At 38.2% G+C, this 17,380-nt stretch carries 12 protein-coding genes; 10 read left to right on the top strand and 2 right to left on the bottom strand.

All coding sequences use genetic code 11. The annotated features are described in order from the left end of the window. The first annotated feature begins 39 nt into the window (after window positions 1-39). Window positions 40-906 carry a lysophospholipid acyltransferase family protein gene (locus tag DR017_RS04400; protein ID WP_002679935.1) on the top strand — a complete coding sequence of 289 codons (867 nt, stop codon included), beginning with the start codon at window positions 40-42 and terminating at the stop codon, window positions 904-906. 71 nt (window positions 907-977) lie between these two features. Here the strand turns inward: DR017_RS04400 and DR017_RS04395 are convergent, their stop codons facing one another. Both DR017_RS04395 and DR017_RS04390 read right to left on the bottom strand, forming a co-directional pair. Beyond that, a complete protein-coding gene (locus DR017_RS04395) occupies window positions 978-3,410 on the bottom strand; it encodes a tetratricopeptide repeat protein (protein WP_002679879.1) in 2,433 nt (810 codons plus the stop codon). A gap of 81 nt (window positions 3,411-3,491) precedes the next feature. After that, a complete protein-coding gene (locus tag DR017_RS04390; protein ID WP_002679877.1) occupies window positions 3,492-4,277 on the bottom strand; it encodes a DUF3108 domain-containing protein in 786 nt (261 codons plus the stop codon). A gap of 209 nt (window positions 4,278-4,486) precedes the next feature. On the opposite strand from DR017_RS04390, the gene DR017_RS04385 reads away from it, so the two are divergent. The 9 genes from DR017_RS04385 to DR017_RS04345 all read left to right on the top strand — a co-directional run bounded on the left by DR017_RS04385 (window position 4,487) and on the right by DR017_RS04345 (window position 17,373). Further along, window positions 4,487-6,748 (top strand): GH92 family glycosyl hydrolase, encoded by a 2,262-nt coding sequence (locus DR017_RS04385; protein ID WP_002679968.1) that lies wholly within the window; start codon window positions 4,487-4,489, stop codon window positions 6,746-6,748. Between the two features lie 127 nt (window positions 6,749-6,875). Further along, window positions 6,876-8,123: an efflux RND transporter periplasmic adaptor subunit gene (locus DR017_RS04380; protein WP_002679972.1), complete on the top strand. Its 1,248-nt coding sequence runs from the start codon at window positions 6,876-6,878 to the stop codon at window positions 8,121-8,123. 11 nt (window positions 8,124-8,134) lie between these two features. Next, a complete protein-coding gene (locus DR017_RS04375) occupies window positions 8,135-9,790 on the top strand; it encodes a DUF4836 family protein (protein WP_002679963.1) in 1,656 nt (551 codons plus the stop codon). Further along, window positions 9,780-10,424 carry an ABC transporter ATP-binding protein gene (locus tag DR017_RS04370; RefSeq protein ID WP_172458395.1) on the top strand — a complete coding sequence of 215 codons (645 nt, stop codon included), beginning with the start codon at window positions 9,780-9,782 and terminating at the stop codon, window positions 10,422-10,424. The genes DR017_RS04375 and DR017_RS04370 overlap by 11 nt, the downstream gene beginning before the upstream one ends. Before the next feature lie 47 nt (window positions 10,425-10,471). After that, window positions 10,472-11,656: a transporter gene (locus DR017_RS04365; protein WP_002679942.1), complete on the top strand. Its 1,185-nt coding sequence runs from the start codon at window positions 10,472-10,474 to the stop codon at window positions 11,654-11,656. Between the two features lie 681 nt (window positions 11,657-12,337). Beyond that, entirely contained in the window at window positions 12,338-13,738 is a 1,401-nt protein-coding gene (locus DR017_RS04360) for a sigma-54-dependent transcriptional regulator (RefSeq protein ID WP_002679882.1), read from the top strand. A gap of 78 nt (window positions 13,739-13,816) precedes the next feature. Next, on the top strand, window positions 13,817-13,996 hold the full coding sequence (locus DR017_RS04355) for a hypothetical protein (RefSeq protein WP_002679827.1): 180 nt from the start codon (window positions 13,817-13,819) through the stop codon (window positions 13,994-13,996). Window positions 13,997-13,998: 2 nt separating this feature from the next. Beyond that, window positions 13,999-14,121, top strand: a complete 123-nt coding sequence (locus tag DR017_RS14480; RefSeq protein WP_002679901.1) for a hypothetical protein — start codon at window positions 13,999-14,001, stop codon at window positions 14,119-14,121. Window positions 14,122-14,460: 339 nt separating this feature from the next. Further along, a complete protein-coding gene (locus DR017_RS04345) occupies window positions 14,461-17,373 on the top strand; it encodes a serine hydrolase domain-containing protein (protein WP_002679865.1) in 2,913 nt (970 codons plus the stop codon). The last annotated feature ends 7 nt before the right edge of the window (window positions 17,374-17,380 follow it).

Below are 17,380 nucleotides of genomic sequence, written 5' to 3'. Positions count from 1 at the left end.
CAAATTATTTTTACCTTTGCGGCTTGAATTTGAACTCAAATGAATTTATTTATCTATATTATCGCTTTTCCTCTTATCTGGCTGATCTCACGGATGCCTTTCTGGATGCTCTATGGCGTATCGGACTTTTTGTACTTTGTGCTATATACTCTATTGAAATACAGAGTAAAAGTGGTACGCAAAAACTTGCATACAGCCTTCCCCTTTAAAACTGAGACTGAACTTTTAGACATCGAACGCAAATTCTACCACCATTTTTGCGATACCCTCTTAGAAATGGTAAAATCGTACGGAATGAGTGAAAAAGAAATGAAAAAACGTATGGTTTTCCCTAACTTGGAGGTTTTGAAGAAATACGAAAATGAGGAACGCAACATCTTGTTTATGTGCAGTCATTACGCAAGTTACGAATGGTTACTTTCATTGGCTTACTTCCTTAAACACAAATCGTACGCTCTGTATACCCCGCTGAGCAATCCTTATTTTGACAAGCTATTACAAAAAATACGCACTAAACATCACAGCTTTTTGCTACCGCGCTATACCGCTCACCGAGAGATGAAAAAACACAAAGATGCTCACGATGTATATTGTTATGGATTTGCTTCCGACCAGATTCCAAACAACAAAAAGAACTACTTACGTCCGTTTTTAGGTTTGAATGTACCTGTTTTCACTGGGGCAGAACGCTTGGGTAAGGCTTTGAATACGGTGATTGTATTTGCTAAAATAGAAAAACTAAAACGCGGGTATTACCAAACAACTTTTGAAGTTTTAGCTGAAGTACCTAACGATTATGTAGATTTTCAAATCACAGATATGTTCTTTGAACGTATAACCCGACAAATTTATGACCGCCCTGAGTTCTACTTATGGACACACAATAGATTTAAAAGGATGAGGTAAGACAAGATGAATAATAATAAAAAAAGCTGCCCAGAGTTGGACAGCTTTTTTATTTGTAGTGTTGTGAATATTTATTTTTTAGCTACTGCAACTTTTAGCATATCGCAGGCTTGTTTTTCACCACTATCGCAGGCTTGATCAAACCAATCGATAGCACGAGCATCGGATTGCTGGATACCTTCGCCGTGATAATAGCAATTACCCAAGCGGAATTGTGCAGGCGCATAACCTTGGCGAGCTGCGCGTTTATAATAGTCGGCGGCTTTTTCGTTAGAGCGTTCTAAACCACTACCATTATAATAACAATTTCCTAATTTGTATTGTCCTTCAGCGTATTCGCGATGAGCAGCTTTTTGGTATTGAGTTACCGCTTGACCGAAATCTTGTTTGCTTTCATAGTAAGCACCGAGTTCAGTGAGTGCTGCTACATTATTTTGTTCGGCAGCTTTGGAGAGCCAAAGTACCCCTTTGTGTTCATTGAGGCGTTTCATAGGTGTTTTAGGGGCAGGGGCATTGTGTGCTACTCTATGTTGAGCAACAGTGCGGTTGTTCACCGCAGGCGCCTTTGCAGGAGTATTTTCTGTTATTGTAGGGCGTGCTGAAGGGCGCACTCTGGTACGTGTTGTAGGAGTAGCGGTAGCAGCTGCAGTAGTAACTGTAGCTGTTTTTCCTTTTGCAGGGGCAGGGGTTTTAGGTTCTGGAGCTGGTTTTTCTTTAGGAGCAGGAGCTACATCAGGCACTAAAGTCATATAGTGTTTGCCCAAATTGTACTGAGTTTCAGCATCACCTTTTTTAGCAACACGTTCACTCCAGTACACTGCTTTTTCTTCATCTTTTTGAGGGTTTTTTGCCTCAAAATAATATTCAATCAAGCGTTTTTGTGCTTGCATATTGTCTTGTTGTTTAGCAAGTTTTTCGTATAGAGCAAAAGCTTTGTCGTTTTGTTTTTTCACTCCTTTGCCATAGAAATAACCATCGGCAACGGTGAGGATAACTTCAGGAGTTTCTTTTAAATCGTTTGCTTCTACTTTTTTGAGCAACCAATCAAAAGCTCCTTTGTGTGACAAATCGGCAGCTTTCATCGCCCATTTAGCAGCTTCACGTGGTGATTTTTTCACTCCTTTACCATCAGCATAGCATTGAGAAAGGGTGAAAAGCACATCAGCATAAGCATCGGCTTGCCCTTGATAGAAATAATCTAACATTTGATTTTCAGGGGTAGGAGTAAGTTTTGCAGCTTTATTGTAATACTCAAAAGCACGAGCGTAAGATTGATTTGTATATTTTCCTGTGAAGTTCAAATCACCTAATTTTTTAAGTGCAAGTAGGTGGTTTTGAGCGGCTGCTTTTTCAAGGTATTCAAAGGCTTTTTTCACATCTTGCTGTGGTTCTTCAAGCAAGAGAGTTCCTAAGTTATATTGAGCGGTTACATCGCCTGCATCAGCAGCTTTTCGGAAGAGTTCTACTGCCTGAGCTACTGATTGGCGTGTGCCATTGCCTGTAGCATAACATACAGCTAAATTATTTTCGGTTATAGGAGAAGGATTAGCATTCACTGCTTTGAGAATCCAGTTGAAAGCATCGCGTTGAGAAGCTGCTCCGCCAATACCATTATAGAGGCATACTGCCAATTGTCTTTGAGCATCTACATTGCCTTTATTAGCTGCTTGAGTGTAGTAATCGAGTGCTTTTTTAGGAAATTTACCTATGAGTGGACTATTGCCATAGAAGTAGAAATTAGCTAAATGATAGAGTGCTGTAGCATTACCTTTGGCTGCTGCCTTCTCAAACCATTCTATCGCTTTACTTTCAGATTGTTCTACCCCTTTACCATTGAGGTAAGACTCTCCTATCATTGCTTGTGCCTCGGCATCACCTTTTTCAGCAACTTGCATCAAGCGTTGTATTCCATCGGGGTTAGAAGGATTGGTTTCGTACACCCAAGTAGCAAGGAGAAAATCAGCATCTTTACTTCCTTTTTTAGCAGCTTTTTCAGCCCAAAACTTAGCTTTGTTCACATCTTTGGTTACACCATCGCCAGCGTAATACGCTTTGGCAAGATCAAGCAAAGTTTCAGCTTTTTCATTATCGGCATTCTTTTCAATCCAAGCGTAGTACTTTTCGGTAGACTGAGCAACGCCACGACCATCGCGATAACAGAGGGCGAGTTCTTGTTCGGCTTTTTGGTTACCATTTTCGGCAGCTTTAGCAAGCCATTCAGCTCCTTTTTCTTCAGATTTAGGCATCCCTTTACCATCAAGATGAAGGTGAGCAAGCTGGTATTGTGCTTGAGCATCGCCTGTTTCGGCTACTTTTTCAAGCCAAAGGGCAGCATCCTGAAAAGAGCGTTTTACTCCTTTGCCTTTTAGATAGGCTTCGGCTAATTCCGATTGAGCTTTCACATCGCCTTTTTCAGCGAGTTTCATTAGTTTTTTCACACTTGAATCTTGCCCGTACGCTAAAGAGGCAAGAAAAACAGAGACTGCTAAAAACAAGTTTTTCATAGTATAATTGTTTATTTTTGAGATTATATTGTTTGAGGGCACAAATATACGTAAAAAAAATAAACTATCTATACAATATACTTAATTTTTTTTCAAATCGGTTTCATTTTTGAGATTGTTAAAGCCGTCGAGCTCAGCTACTAATGAGCCTACACGCAAGGCAGCACGCAGTTTTACAGGTACTTTGTTCTTGTCGTCGGTAATCCACATTGTGATACTTTCTTCTTCTTTAAACACGCGACCATCTTGCACTAACGGACAGAATTTAAGCGTATTTACAGTACCAAAATGCGTTTTTACTTTCTCACGACCGAGGAGTTTAAGTTTGAATTTATACACTTCATCGTCATCGAAAATCATATCCAAAGTGATTTGTCCGCCCACTTTCATATTTTCGATATCGGGGTGGTGGCGAAGAGCGTAGAAAGCCGAAATCACATCGTGAAGCCCAGGTTGGAAAGAAATTTCGGTATCTTTACCGTTTTCCATATTGTGGATTTTCACTTTGTTATCAGTGTGATTGAAGTACATTTTTAAATATTTAGTATAGCCACCTTCGTAGATATTGCGGATAAAAAGACGCGGTTTGCCATCGGTGATGCCAAAATAACTCTCATAAGTATCATCTACTTTAAAAAATACGCGTGCCAAGCCGGTAGTAGCCCCTTTTCCAACAGCGTGATACACTTTTTCACCTCCATACATCTCTTCTTTGACCGACATTGTAGCAATACTAGCATTAAAAACACCATATTTTACTTTAAAACGCAACCATTCACCTCCTTTAAAAGGCAAATCTGAAGTTTGTGCCGACAATGGTGCCAGCAAACAAGAGAAAAGAGCAATGAATAAAGATTTGTTTTTCATAAGTTTCTTTTTTTAGTTCCCTAACCTTCAAAAATAAAACTTTTGTTCAACATTTTGCAATGTATAATCAGGGATTTAGATTTAATTTTGAGAAAGTCAGCAATTAATGTGCCAATTTTACACAAGAAATAATATTGAGTTTAAGTAAGTTATAAAACTTGTTAATTGAAAATTTATTACTACCTTTGCCTTCAAATAAAAAACACCTTATGAAACGATTATTTTCAACCATCTTTTTAGGGAGTTTGTTTGCTTGCTCCTCTCCTACTCCAGAAAACAAACAACCTCAACAGCAAGACGATATACCTATTGTACCCAAAACTTTTTATACCGAGTACGTAAACCCACTGATGGGCACTGATTCTAAATTTAGTCTTTCTAACGGCAATACTTATCCCGCAATAGCTGTGCCTTGGGGTATGCATTTTTGGACACCCCAAACAAACAAAATGGGCGATGGCTGGGCATATCAATATCACGCTGATAAACTCGTAGGTTTTAAGCAAACTCACCAACCGAGTCCGTGGATTAACGACTATGGGGCTTTTGCATTGATGCCAGTAGTAGGTGACTTGAAAATCAAAGAAGAAGAGCGAGCCTCGTGGTTTTCGCACAAAGCAGAAACAGCTCAGCCTCATTACTATAAAGTGTATTTAGCCGATTATGATACCTCAGTGGAGATTACACCTACTTCACGAGCCGCACAGTTTCGCATTACCTTTCCCGAAAGTGACAAGGCTTATTTGCTTCTCGATGCTTATTTTAAGGGCTCGATGGTACAGGTATTACCTAAAGAACGCAAGATTATAGGTTATGCACGCAACAACAGCGGGGGCGTGCCCGAAAACTTCCACAACTACTTTGTGCTTACTTTCGACAAAGATTTTGAGAGCGTACAAACGTGGGGCAACGGTTTTAAACTATCTAAAAACACTGAAAGTAAGGGTGAACATACAGGAGCTGTGATAGGTTTCAACACCAAAAGAGGCGAACAGGTAACTGTGAAAGTAGCATCGTCGTTCATTTCACCTGAACAAGCCTTGTTGAATTTGCAAACAGAACTGGGCAACGACACTTTTGAGCAAACCAAACAAAAGGCTCTCAATCTTTGGGAAACTGAACTCAGCAAAATACAAGTGGAAGACGAGAACATAGACCATTTGCGCACTTTCTACTCTTGTTTGTACCGCACTCTGCTTTTCCCACGCACTTTCTACGAATACAACAAAACAAGCGAAATGGTGCATTACAGTCCGTATAATGGCAAGGTAGAAAAAGGATATATGTTCACCGACAATGGTTTTTGGGATACTTTCCGCGCGGTATTTCCGCTGTTTAACCTATTGTACCCCGAGATGAACCAACAGATGATGAAGGGATTGGTGAATGCTTATAAGGAATCGGGCTGGTTACCTGAGTGGGCAAGTCCGGGGCATAGGGATTGTATGATAGGCTCAAACTCAGCTTCTATCATTGCCGATGCTTACCTAAAAGGAAATATAGAATCCGCTGATGCCGAAATTCTTTTAGAGGCAATGCTAAAAAACGCTACTCAAAACGATGGTAGACCCGTAAAATCGGTAGGGCGCGAAGGAGTGGATTACTACAACACTTTAGGTTATGTACCTTATGATGTGAAGATTAACGAAAATGTAGCTCGCACCCTTGAGTACGCTTATGCCGATTATTGCATTGCGCGTATGGCAGAAAAAATGGGCAAAGCCGATATAGCCAAACAGTACTACGAGCAGTCTAAACGCTATAAAAATGTATTTGACCCCGAAACTAAGTGGATGCGAGGTAAAAATAAGGACGGCAAATTCCAATCGCCATTCAATCCGCTAAAATGGGGCGATGCGTTTACCGAAGGGAATAGTTTGCACTATACTTGGTCGGTATTTCAGGATTTTGAGGGACTCATACAACTGATGGGAGGCAAAGAAGCTTTTGAGAAAAAGATAGACGAAGTATTTGAAATGCCACCATTGTTTGACGATTCTTACTACGGATTTACCATACACGAAATACGCGAAATGCAAATTATGGATATGGGTAACTACGCTCACGGCAACCAACCTATCCAACATCTTATCTACTTATATAACTATGCTGGCAAACCTCATAAAGCACAAGCCAAACTGCGTGAGGTAATGGAAAAACTCTACGCCCCTACCCCCGATGGTTATTGCGGCGATGAGGATAACGGACAAACCTCGGCGTGGTATGTGTTCTCAGCTTTAGGTTTTTACCCTGTAACTCCTGCTAACGATACTTATATTTTAGGAAATCCTTTATTCAAAACTGTAACTTTACAACTACCTGAAGATAAGAAGTTTTTAATTAAAACCGTAGCTCGCAACAGCACTGATAACTTGGTAGAATACGTTCAACTCAACGGCAAGAAAATAGAAGGTTTTAAAGTTCCTTTTGAAGCGTTTAGAGAGAATGGAAAAATGACGTTTTTTAGGTAAATCACGATAGACAAATTACGAATTACGAGGGAAGAACTAAAAATAGTATTATACTTATTTTTGTCATTCGTAATTCGTAATTCGTATTTTTTTATTATCTTTGCCTTTGAAAAACAACTTGATTGTTATGAAAAGAAAAACTATATTCATTATTTTATCCGTTGTCTTGCTTTTAATCGTACTAATTGTCGGAAAAAAAGCAGGCTGGTTTGGTGGTAACAGTGATGTCTTAACTGTTGAAACAGAAAAAATTACCCCTACAACTATTGTCCAAAAAGTATCCGCTACAGGAAAAATACAGCCTGAATTGGAAATCAAACTATCTTCAGAAGTATCAGGAGAAATTATAGAACTCCCTGTAAAAGAAGGGCAAATGGTCAAAAAAGGCGATCTTTTGGTGCGTATCAATCCTGATATTTACCAATCGGTAGTAAAGCGCAGTGCAGCGAGTTTAGAAACCGTACGGGCGAGCTTACAACAATCAGCCGCAACGCTCAAAGAAGCTGAAGAGAGTTACAAACGCAACAAAGTATTGTACGAAAAGGGTGTTATCTCTAAATCCGATTGGGACAAAGCTGTATCAGCCTATGAGGTTGCCAAAGCCTCTCGCGAGTCGGCTCGTTTCAATGTACAAAGTGCGATGGCAAGTGTATCGGAAGCCCAAGACAACCTCAAAAAAACAATTATCTACTCACCTACTGATGGCACTATTTCTAAACTCAGTGTAGAGTTAGGAGAGCGCGTAGTAGGTACGATGCAAATGACGGGAACTGAGATTATGCGCGTGGCTAACCTTCACAATATGGAGGTAGAGGTAGATGTAAATGAGAATGATATCGTGAAGATAAGCGTAGGCGACTCAGTGAATGTAGAAGTCGATGCTTACCTCAAGCGCGTGTTCAAAGGTAGGGTTACCAATATTGCGAACACCGCCAACACTACCACCAGTGTAGACCAAGTAACGAACTTCAAAGTAAAAATACATATAGAAGAAACTTCTTACAAAGACCTTTTAGAAGGCAAGCCCGCGGGCTATTCTCCTTTCCGCCCAGGAATGACTGCTACTGTTGATATACTCACTAAAACCAAAAAAGATATAGTAGCAGTTCCTATCAGTGCTATTATTGTAAAGAAAAAATCGGAAATCGACCCTAAAACGCCTAAAGAAGACGCTGATAAAAAACAAGAAGCAGTATTCGTGTTCAAAAACGGTAAAGCCGAACTTCGCGCTGTAAATACAGGCATTCAGGACAATGTGCATATCGAAATTCTTTCAGGTGTCACCAAAGACGAAACTATCATCACAGGACCTTATAACGTTGTGAGTAAAAGTTTAAAAAATGGAGATACCGTTCAACTAACAAATAACAAATAACAGTTAATACTATGAAAAAGTTTATTTTATTATTAGGTGTATTAGCCTTAGGATTTACTTCCTGTTCTAAGAAAAGTGAGAACTTAAAAGTAATTCCTAAAGATGCTATGGTAGTCGTTTCATTCGACTTGCAATCGCTTTACCAAAAAGCCGATGTAGAGGAATTACAACAACTCAAGAATTTCCAAAAACTCAAAGAGAAAATCAGCAACGACAACAAGGAAATGGGTAAAATTTTTAATGAAATTCTAAAAGACCCTAAGTCTTCAGGAGTTGACTTTAAAAAGAACGCTTTCTTTTTTGTATGTGACAGTAAAAAATACGGAGGTGATAGCCGCAACCCTTATATAGGTGTAACTGCAGTACTAAGCGATGACGCTAAATTTAAAGACTTGCTAAACAGAGTCTCTCAAGCTACAGAAGCTCAGTTGGACATCAAAAAAGAAGGTGCTTTAAACATCGTTTATTTTAATGAAGGAGCATCCCTCAGTTGGGACAACAAGAAAATGCTCTTCCTTGTAAATGATAATTATAGTACAAGAGTTGATGTAGTGCTTAAAAAACTATATGAACAAAGTAAATCAGAGCAAATTACTGATATCAAAGGCTTTTCTGATTTCTTAGACGGACAGAAGGATATCAATGTATGGTTGAATTTTGGAGGCTTTATGCAAGACGACAGTATGTTCCTCAATGGAATTGCAGCTTCTTTATACAAAAGTCTCTTCAATATGCAAAAAGACTCTTATTTCTATGGCTTTATAGATTTTGGTAAAGATGATATCAAGCTCACTACTTATAGTATTTACAACGAAGAAACTGCTAAACTCTTAAAAAAATACGACTTGTATGATATCTCGTTTGATAAAGATATCTTGAAAAACTTCCCTGAAAAATTACCTATAGCCATAGGTGGCGCTGTAAATGTGAAAAACTACTACGAGTTTTTAAAAGCTCAATTTGGCAAAGAACTCAATGAGGACGACCTCGTGAAACTCCTCAACACTCAGGGGCTTACTAAGGACAATGTGCTCAATTTCTTTGGTGGTAGCTTTGTGTTAGCTATTGAAGGTTTTGAAAATCAAAAATATATCAGCTATGATTTAGTAGAAGATGAGCAAAGTGAAGATGGCTATGAATACAAAGAAGTAGAAAAAGAGAGAATGTTTCCTATTTTTGGACTCTCATTCAATATAGGCGACAAAACACTCCTCGACAAAGGGGTAACACTTGCTAGTTTAGCGTTAGAGAATGGTTATTACAAGCTCCCTCTCCAAAAAGACCTCACATTTTATTTTGCTTATAACAATAAGGCTTTCTACGGTAGTAATTCTCCTAAAGGTGTAGAAGCATTCCTAAAAGGCGGTGTGAGCAACAACGCAGTGAAATCCGATTTTGGCAAACACGTAAGCAAAGATCTCACCTATCTCTATATGAGTTTAGAACCTAAGGATTATCCACAAGAGTATGTTGATATAATTAGAGAAAAAAACAGCCGTGAAGGCAGTTTAGCTTTCGATTTATTTACCCAACATTCTACTAACATAGAGTGCAAACGCATCGACAACTCTTCAGCTGAAATTATTTATCACCTTAAAGGGATTGAAAAGAACAGTTTGAATACTTTCTTCAAGTCGATAGACAAAGTAATAAACTATGAAAATTAAGCTACAACATTTAAAACCTACCTATATGTCGGGCGACGAAATACCGTCGTCCGATATCTATTTACAGCCAGAAGTAACTTTTGAACAAGGGCAGTGTTACCTCATCAGGGCACAATCGGGACAAGGCAAAACCTCACTTTTGAATTTCATCTATGGTGCGAGTTTTAGTTACGATGGCAAAATTACTTACAACGAGGTGTTTAACAAAAAAGAAGTTCTTCGCTATCGCATTGATAAACTGAGTTATGTATATCAGGATTTAAGGCTCTTCCCTACCCTCACCGCTTTTGAGAATATCATCTTGAAAAACAAACTCACCCTCTACAAAACCGAAGCTCAAATAAACAGCCTCATAGAACGTGTAGGGCTCTCCCACAAACGCGACACTTTGGTACAAACACTTTCTTTAGGGCAACGCCAGCGCATCGCCCTTTTGCGCGCCTTGTGTCAGCCTTTTGAGTTGCTGTTGTTAGATGAGCCTTTTAGTCATTTAGACGATAGCAACACCACTATTTTAAGAGAAATCATAGGGGAAGAACTACAAGTACGCAACGCCAGCCTACTCCTCACTTCTTTGGAAGACAACAATTTTTTCCACTATAACAAAAAACTCAATTTAGGTTTTAGAAATTAAATATATTAATTGTTATTCTGTTAATTGCTAATTGTTAATTGTAAAAAATGTTATACAAACTACAAAAAAACACACTTGTTAAATCACAAGTCATAGGTTATGCCCTCACACTTTGTATAGGAGTGTGTATACTGCTCACCGTCTGTCAGTTATATTTTGATGTAAAGCCGTTATTACAGCATCAAACCGATGTATTTGCAAGTAAATACGCAGTAGTGAGCAAAAATATTTCCATTTTCAAGACTCTTGATAAAGAAGGTATTTACTTTGATAAAAACGAGATGGAAAAACTCAAACAAGAGCCGTTTGTAAAGAGTGTTTCACACTTCACCCCAGCCTCCTTCAAAATAGGTGCTTATACTGATAAAGACGATAATATTCCCCTCTTCTACACCGATCTCTTTTTTGAAAGCATCCCCGATAAATACCTCGATGTTCAACCCGATGACTGGCAATGGACTGAAGGCAGTAGGTTTGTGCCTGTTATCATCCCCGAGAGCTATCTAAACCTCTATAACTTTGGCTTTGCCGAAAGCCAAGGGCTACCCGTATTTTCTAAAAATACCATTTCGCAAGTGCGTTTCAATTTAGAAGTGAGCGGCAATGGTAAAAACGATAACTACGCCAGCAGAATTGTAGGTTTTTCTAACAAAATCAACTCTATTTTGGTACCCCAAAGTTTTTTAGATTGGGCAAACAAAAAGTATGGCAAAACCGAAGTGAGCAACACCAGCCGATTGTTAGTAGAGTTTGAAAACCCCTCCGATGAGCGCGTGTTGCAATATTTTAACACTCACAATCTCTCCATTAATAAAGACGAATTAGAACTCAGCAAAATGAGTTTCTTTTTCCATTCTGCCTTGCTCTTTGTAGTAGGCATCGCACTGATTATCATAGTACTATCGGTTGCTTTCATCTTGCTCAGCGTAAATCTAATCATTCAAAAACACAAAGAACAAATAGTAAATCTATATTATATAGGCTACCAACCCCATCAAATTGCGCGATTCTATCAATGGGTCATCAGCATAGTTACAGTAATAGCCGTTGCAGGAGCAATAGCACTCAGTCTATACATACGCAAACTCTATACTGAAAAACTCAACACCCTTTTTGAGTTCAACAGCGAACAAAGCATACTATTTATAGCCGCCATCACAATTTTATTAATATTAGGGGTATTATACAACCTTTTAGTACTGCGAAATATCCAAAAAACTGTAAAACTGTAAACAGAAATTACACATTTATTACACACTTTAATTGTGTAATTATACGCTTTTCAACAAAGTATCAACATAGTTATTAACAGATTATCAACATTATATTTCATTGAAAAAAAAGCAATTAACGAGTTTATAAACATACTTTTCAAGTTTGGCACGATATTTTCAATGTAAAAAGCGTAAGTGAATAGAAGAAATCACTTATGATGCATACATAATTAAATAATGAATGATTTGTTCATAAGTACAAAAATTGGTTAAAAATTAAATTACTGAGAAAAATTGCTAAAAGAAACATTGTTAGATAAGAATCATTAAAACAAGATTATTGCAAAAAAATTAAATTTCATTTCATTTTACTAAAATCGTTGGGAAACGACATCTTTTTTAAGAAACATTGCTAAAATTTTAATTGTTAAACAAAATCATTTATTGAACTATTGTAAAAAAATAGTCTTTTAAACTGCCGAAGAGATTTTGCCAGTTTAAAAATACTAACAAATTTGGGAGTTAGTAGTAGTATTTATATTATATGCATTGGAAAAGACTTCCTGAAAGGGAAGTCTTTTTTTTGACTAATAACACAATTATTCGAAAAAAGTTTGTACATTTGCACGCTTTTTGTGTAGTATTTAAAAATAGAGAAAAAGCAAATATTAATTTTTTTATATTTAAAAATATACGAATATGAAGAATCCTATTCTTTTAGTAGAAGATGACGTAGTATTTTCCAAGATGCTAAGTCGATTCTTGGAACGCAATGGATATGATGTAATAGGGTGTTATACATTAGAAGAAGCACAAAAAAACCTAAACGCATCACTAAGTATGGTTTTCACCGATTTGAGACTTCCTGATGGAGATGGCATCAATTTTTTGAAAGCAGTAAAAGAAAATTTCCCTAATCTTCCCGTAGTGGTAATGACCAGCTACGCCGAAGTTTCTACTGCGGTAGAAGCGATGAAGTTAGGCGCTTTCGATTATATCTCTAAGCCCTTCCAGCAAGAAGATGTGCTCAACGTTATCAAAAACGCCCAAAGCAGCACTCGCACTGCACAACAGGACGTCTCTGTAGCGAAAAAAACTACTACCTCATCAGCTGCCGATAACAGCGCTCCTGCCAAGGTGACTAAAGCCCCTGAAACCGATGCTAACAATCCTTATATCGAAGGTGTTAGCCCTGCCTCTAAACGCTTGAGTAAGTTCATCAACTTGGTAGCCCCTACCGATATGTCCGTACTTATTATGGGAGAAAGCGGTACAGGTAAAGAGGTGGTAGCCAAATCTATTCACCTAAAAAGCGAACGCCGAAACAAACCATTTATCGCGGTAGACTGTGGGGCTATCCCTAAAGAAATCGCTTCAAGTGAGTTCTTCGGTCACGTAAAAGGTTCGTTCACAGGTGCTATCAGTGATAAAAAAGGACATTTTGAAGAAGCTAATGGCGGTACAATCTTCCTCGACGAAGTAGGTAACCTCAGCTACGAGAACCAAATACAATTGTTACGCGCACTTCAAGAACGCCGTATCAAACCTATCGGTAGCTCTAAAGAAATTGATGTTGATATTCGTGTATTAGCAGCTACTAACGAAGATTTGCTAGCTGCTGTAAACAAAGGTGAGTTTCGCGAAGACCTCTATCACCGTTTGAATGAATTCTCCATAAAAGTACCTTCTCTCAATGAACGCAAAGACGATTTGATGATATTTGCTTCACATTTCTTGGAAAAAGCCAATGAAAAACTCCACAAGAACGTACAAGGATTTACTGAAAAAGCAGTACAAAAAATGCTTTTATACACTTGGAGTGGAAACTTACGCGAGTTATCAAATACTGTAAAACGTGCTGCTCTACTCACGCAAGGCGATTACATCACCGAAAATGAATTACCTGAACCAGTGATTGTAGAAACACGCCATTTCCCTACCGAACGCTTTTCATTCTCTACCAAAGAAAATGAACGTGAGCTTATCATTGGGGCTTTACACGAAACCCATAACAACAAAACAGAAGCAGCTAAATTATTAGGCTTTACACGTAAAACACTTTACAACAAACTCAAAGCCTACAATATCGATGAGTTTTAGATAGATAAAAGGTAAGAGTTAAGAAGTAAGAAACTTACTCTTACCTTCTATTTTTTATTCTTTTAACCTAATAAAAATATGGAAACCACAAAAAAACAAGTAGTAGTAGTAACGCGAAAAACACATAATGCTACTCAAGTAACCATAAAAAATCCAAATCAGAAACTTCTTAGTTTTATAGAAAAATTAGCTGAAAGATCTAAAAAACTAAAAGAAGAAATAATGCAAATGGATTTTAAGGAATACAAAAGAATCTAGTTTTGAACTTGAATATTAATATACCTTTTGAGAGTGAAAAAGGTAATCAGTATACTTTAGTATTTTCTGTTTATGAACCTCTTTCTGATATTGCTATCCCAGTAGTTGAGGTAAGTTTAGTTTAAAAAAAAACAAGTAACTTCTACTAACTCACTAAAAGTTTTTAATCATATCATCAAAGAAATAGAAGAATATCTTTCAGAAAAAGAGGTTATTTTGTACTATTATTGTGATAATACAAAAATATATTACAGAAATAGTAAGAAACGATTCTTATCTCCCCAACATTTTAGAAGTGAGCTTTTTTATACGCTTTTTATCAAAGCTAATCCTAAAAATCTATTGATAAAAACTTCTGAAATCATTAATGAAACAGTAGGGAATCACTATATTAACTTTATTTATAAACCTAAACATCAACATTATATTGATATTCTCAGCAAAGAAATAGAAGAATACCAAAAATGAAAAAAACTTATATTTTTATATCTTTATTTATTGTATCTTTTTTTACTTCAGTAGCTCAATCTCCGCTGCGCTCTCCCGATGCTCAAGCCCAAGAAAAATGGGTAAACGATACTTACAACCAGATGTCTCTCGACGAAAAAATAGGACAGCTCTTTATGGTATCGGTCTACTCAAGCCATATAGGCACTAAAAGGGCTGAAGAAATTAAAGACTTCATCAAAAAATACTACATCGGTGGGATTATCTTCTCTAAAGGAGGACCTAAACGTCAGGCTAAACTCACCAATGAGTACCAATCTCTCTCTAAAATACCTCTTTTTATGGCAATGGATGCCGAGTGGGGGCTCGCTATGCGCTTGGACTCCACCTATGCCTATCCGTGGAATATGACCCTCGGTGCGATTAAAAACAACGCACTCATTGAGCGCACTGGCAAACGCATCGGGATGCACTGTAAACAATTAGGTATGCAGTTCAACTTCGCCCCCGATATTGATATCAACACGAACCCCGATAACCCTATTATTGGCAATCGCTCTTTTGGAGAGGATAAACTAAACGTTGCCCAAAAAGGACTTGCTTTTACCCGCGGAATGCAATCAGTGGGAGTATTGGGCAGCGCCAAACACTTCCCTGGTCACGGCGATACTTCTAAAGATTCACACAAAACCCTTCCTACTATCTCATTTACAGCCAATCGATTAGATGAGATGGAACTCTATCCGTTTAGAGTACTTGCCAAAGAAGTAGCTAGTGTGATGATAGGTCACCTAAACGTTCCTGCATTAGAACCTAAAGCTGGCTTACCTTCTTCCCTTTCTTCAGTTACCATCACCGATTTGCTCAAAAAGAAAATGGGTTATGAAGGCTTGATTTTCACCGATGCGCTGGGTATGAAAGGTGTATCAGAATATCTGCCCGTAGGCGAAGTGGAAGTAGAAGCCTTCTTGGCTGGAAACGACATTTTGCTAATGCCTGCTAATGTAGCCAAAGGTTTTGAAGCTATGAAAAAAGCCTACCAAAACAAACGCATCAGCGAGGAGCGTTTGGCACACTCAGTAAAAAAAATACTGATGGCTAAATACAAAGTAGGGCTTACTTCCTTTACTCCTTTAGACGAAACAAAAATCAACGAAGGCTTGCACACCCTCGAAGATGATTTGCTCACCGAAGAACTCTTTGAAAACGCTCTTACTATAGGACAAAACAAGGAAAACATTCTCCCTCTAAAAGACCTCGATAAACGCAAAATCGCCTACGTAAAATTTGGCAACGACAGCGGTTGGGCATTCTATTCTTCCTTACGCAAATATGCCGAGGTAACCCTTATAGAACCTCAAAACGAAACCCAACTCTACAATGCGATAGAGAATTTCGAAACAATTATCATTGGGTTACACAAACCTGATAAAACTCCTTGGGATGCTTATAAATTTAGTGATAACGAACTGAAATGGTTAGAGCATATCGCCAAAAAGAAAAAAGTGATACTAACTGTTTTCACTCGTCCGTATGCAATGCTCAACGTAAAGAATATCGCACATATCAAAGCGATAGTATTTGCTTACCAAAACCACAAAGTAGCTCAAGAAAAAGCCGCTCAACTTATCTTTGGTGCTATCGACGGCAAAGGTGTATTGCCTGTAACTGCTCACCCCGAATTGCCTGTAGGCACTTCTATCAGCACCCAAAAAATAGGACGATTGGCTTTTGGATTACCCGAAAGTGTAGGACTCAATTCGGCTAAACTTAAAGAAATTGATAGTATTGCCTTAGATGCTATCAACCAAAAAATGACCCCTGGCATCCAAATATTAGTCGCCAAAAAGGGCAAAACAGTATACCGCAAGAATTTTGGCACTTTAGACTATAATCCCGCCAATAGAGTTACCGATAACACTATCTACGACCTTGCTTCACTCACCAAAATATTGGCAACCCTCCCCGAATTGATGCGTCTATACACCAAAGGTGATTTCAAACCTGTAGACACTTTTGAAGATTTGCTGCCTAAACTCAAGCATACTAACAAAGCGGGAATGACAATGAAAGACGTGCTCTCTCACTACGCCCAATTTCAGGCGTGGATTCCTTTTTTTAAAAGAACTTTAGACTCTGTACAAAAGCCGAGCTCAGCGTTTTACAGCACTGTGAAAAGCGATGAATTTCCCACCGAAGTAGCCAAAGATATGTACCTCATAGAAGGATATACTGATACTATTTACAAACGTATAGACGAAAGTGAACTCATCAAAGATAAAAAGTACTTGTACAGTGATTTGCCGTATTACTACTTCAAAAAATTTATAGAGAAGAAAGAAAAAAAGCCCTTACAAGAGTTGGTGCAAAAACATTTCTACAGAGGTTTAGGGGCTTACCAACTCACTTATTTGCCTCTACATAAGTTCTCTCCTGTAAATATTGCCCCTTCTGAAGATGAAAAAGGATTTCGCAACCAAGTGCTTCGCGGTTATGTACACGACCAAGGTGCTGCGATGTTAGGAGGTGTAGGCGGGCACGCGGGGCTTTTTGGTACTGCGGACGATGTAGCCAAAATGATGCAAATGTATCTCCAAAAAGGTTATTACGGAGGCACGTGGTTTCTGCAACCTCAAGCAGTTGCCCTTTTCAACACTTGTAACTACTGCAGCGAAGGCAACCGCCGTGGTTTAGGGTTTGATAAACCTCAATTAGGTCGCTCAGGACCTACTTGTGGTTGTGTACCTATGGACAGTTTTGGGCATACTGGATTTACGGGTACTTTTGCTTGGGCTGACCCTACTAATGAAATTTTAATTGTTTTTCTATCTAACCGCACCTACCCTTCTTCAAATAATAAACTACTGATTAACAAATTAGTGCGACAAAAAATACAAAGTGTAGTATATCAAGCTATCATTTCACAATAAAAATTAA

Source organism: Capnocytophaga sputigena, from assembly GCF_900446695.1.
Classification (GTDB): Bacteria; Bacteroidota; Bacteroidia; order Flavobacteriales; family Flavobacteriaceae; genus Capnocytophaga; species Capnocytophaga sputigena.
The sequence above is the reverse complement of the archived record's forward strand: the minus strand, read 5'-3'. Positions and strand labels throughout refer to the sequence as shown.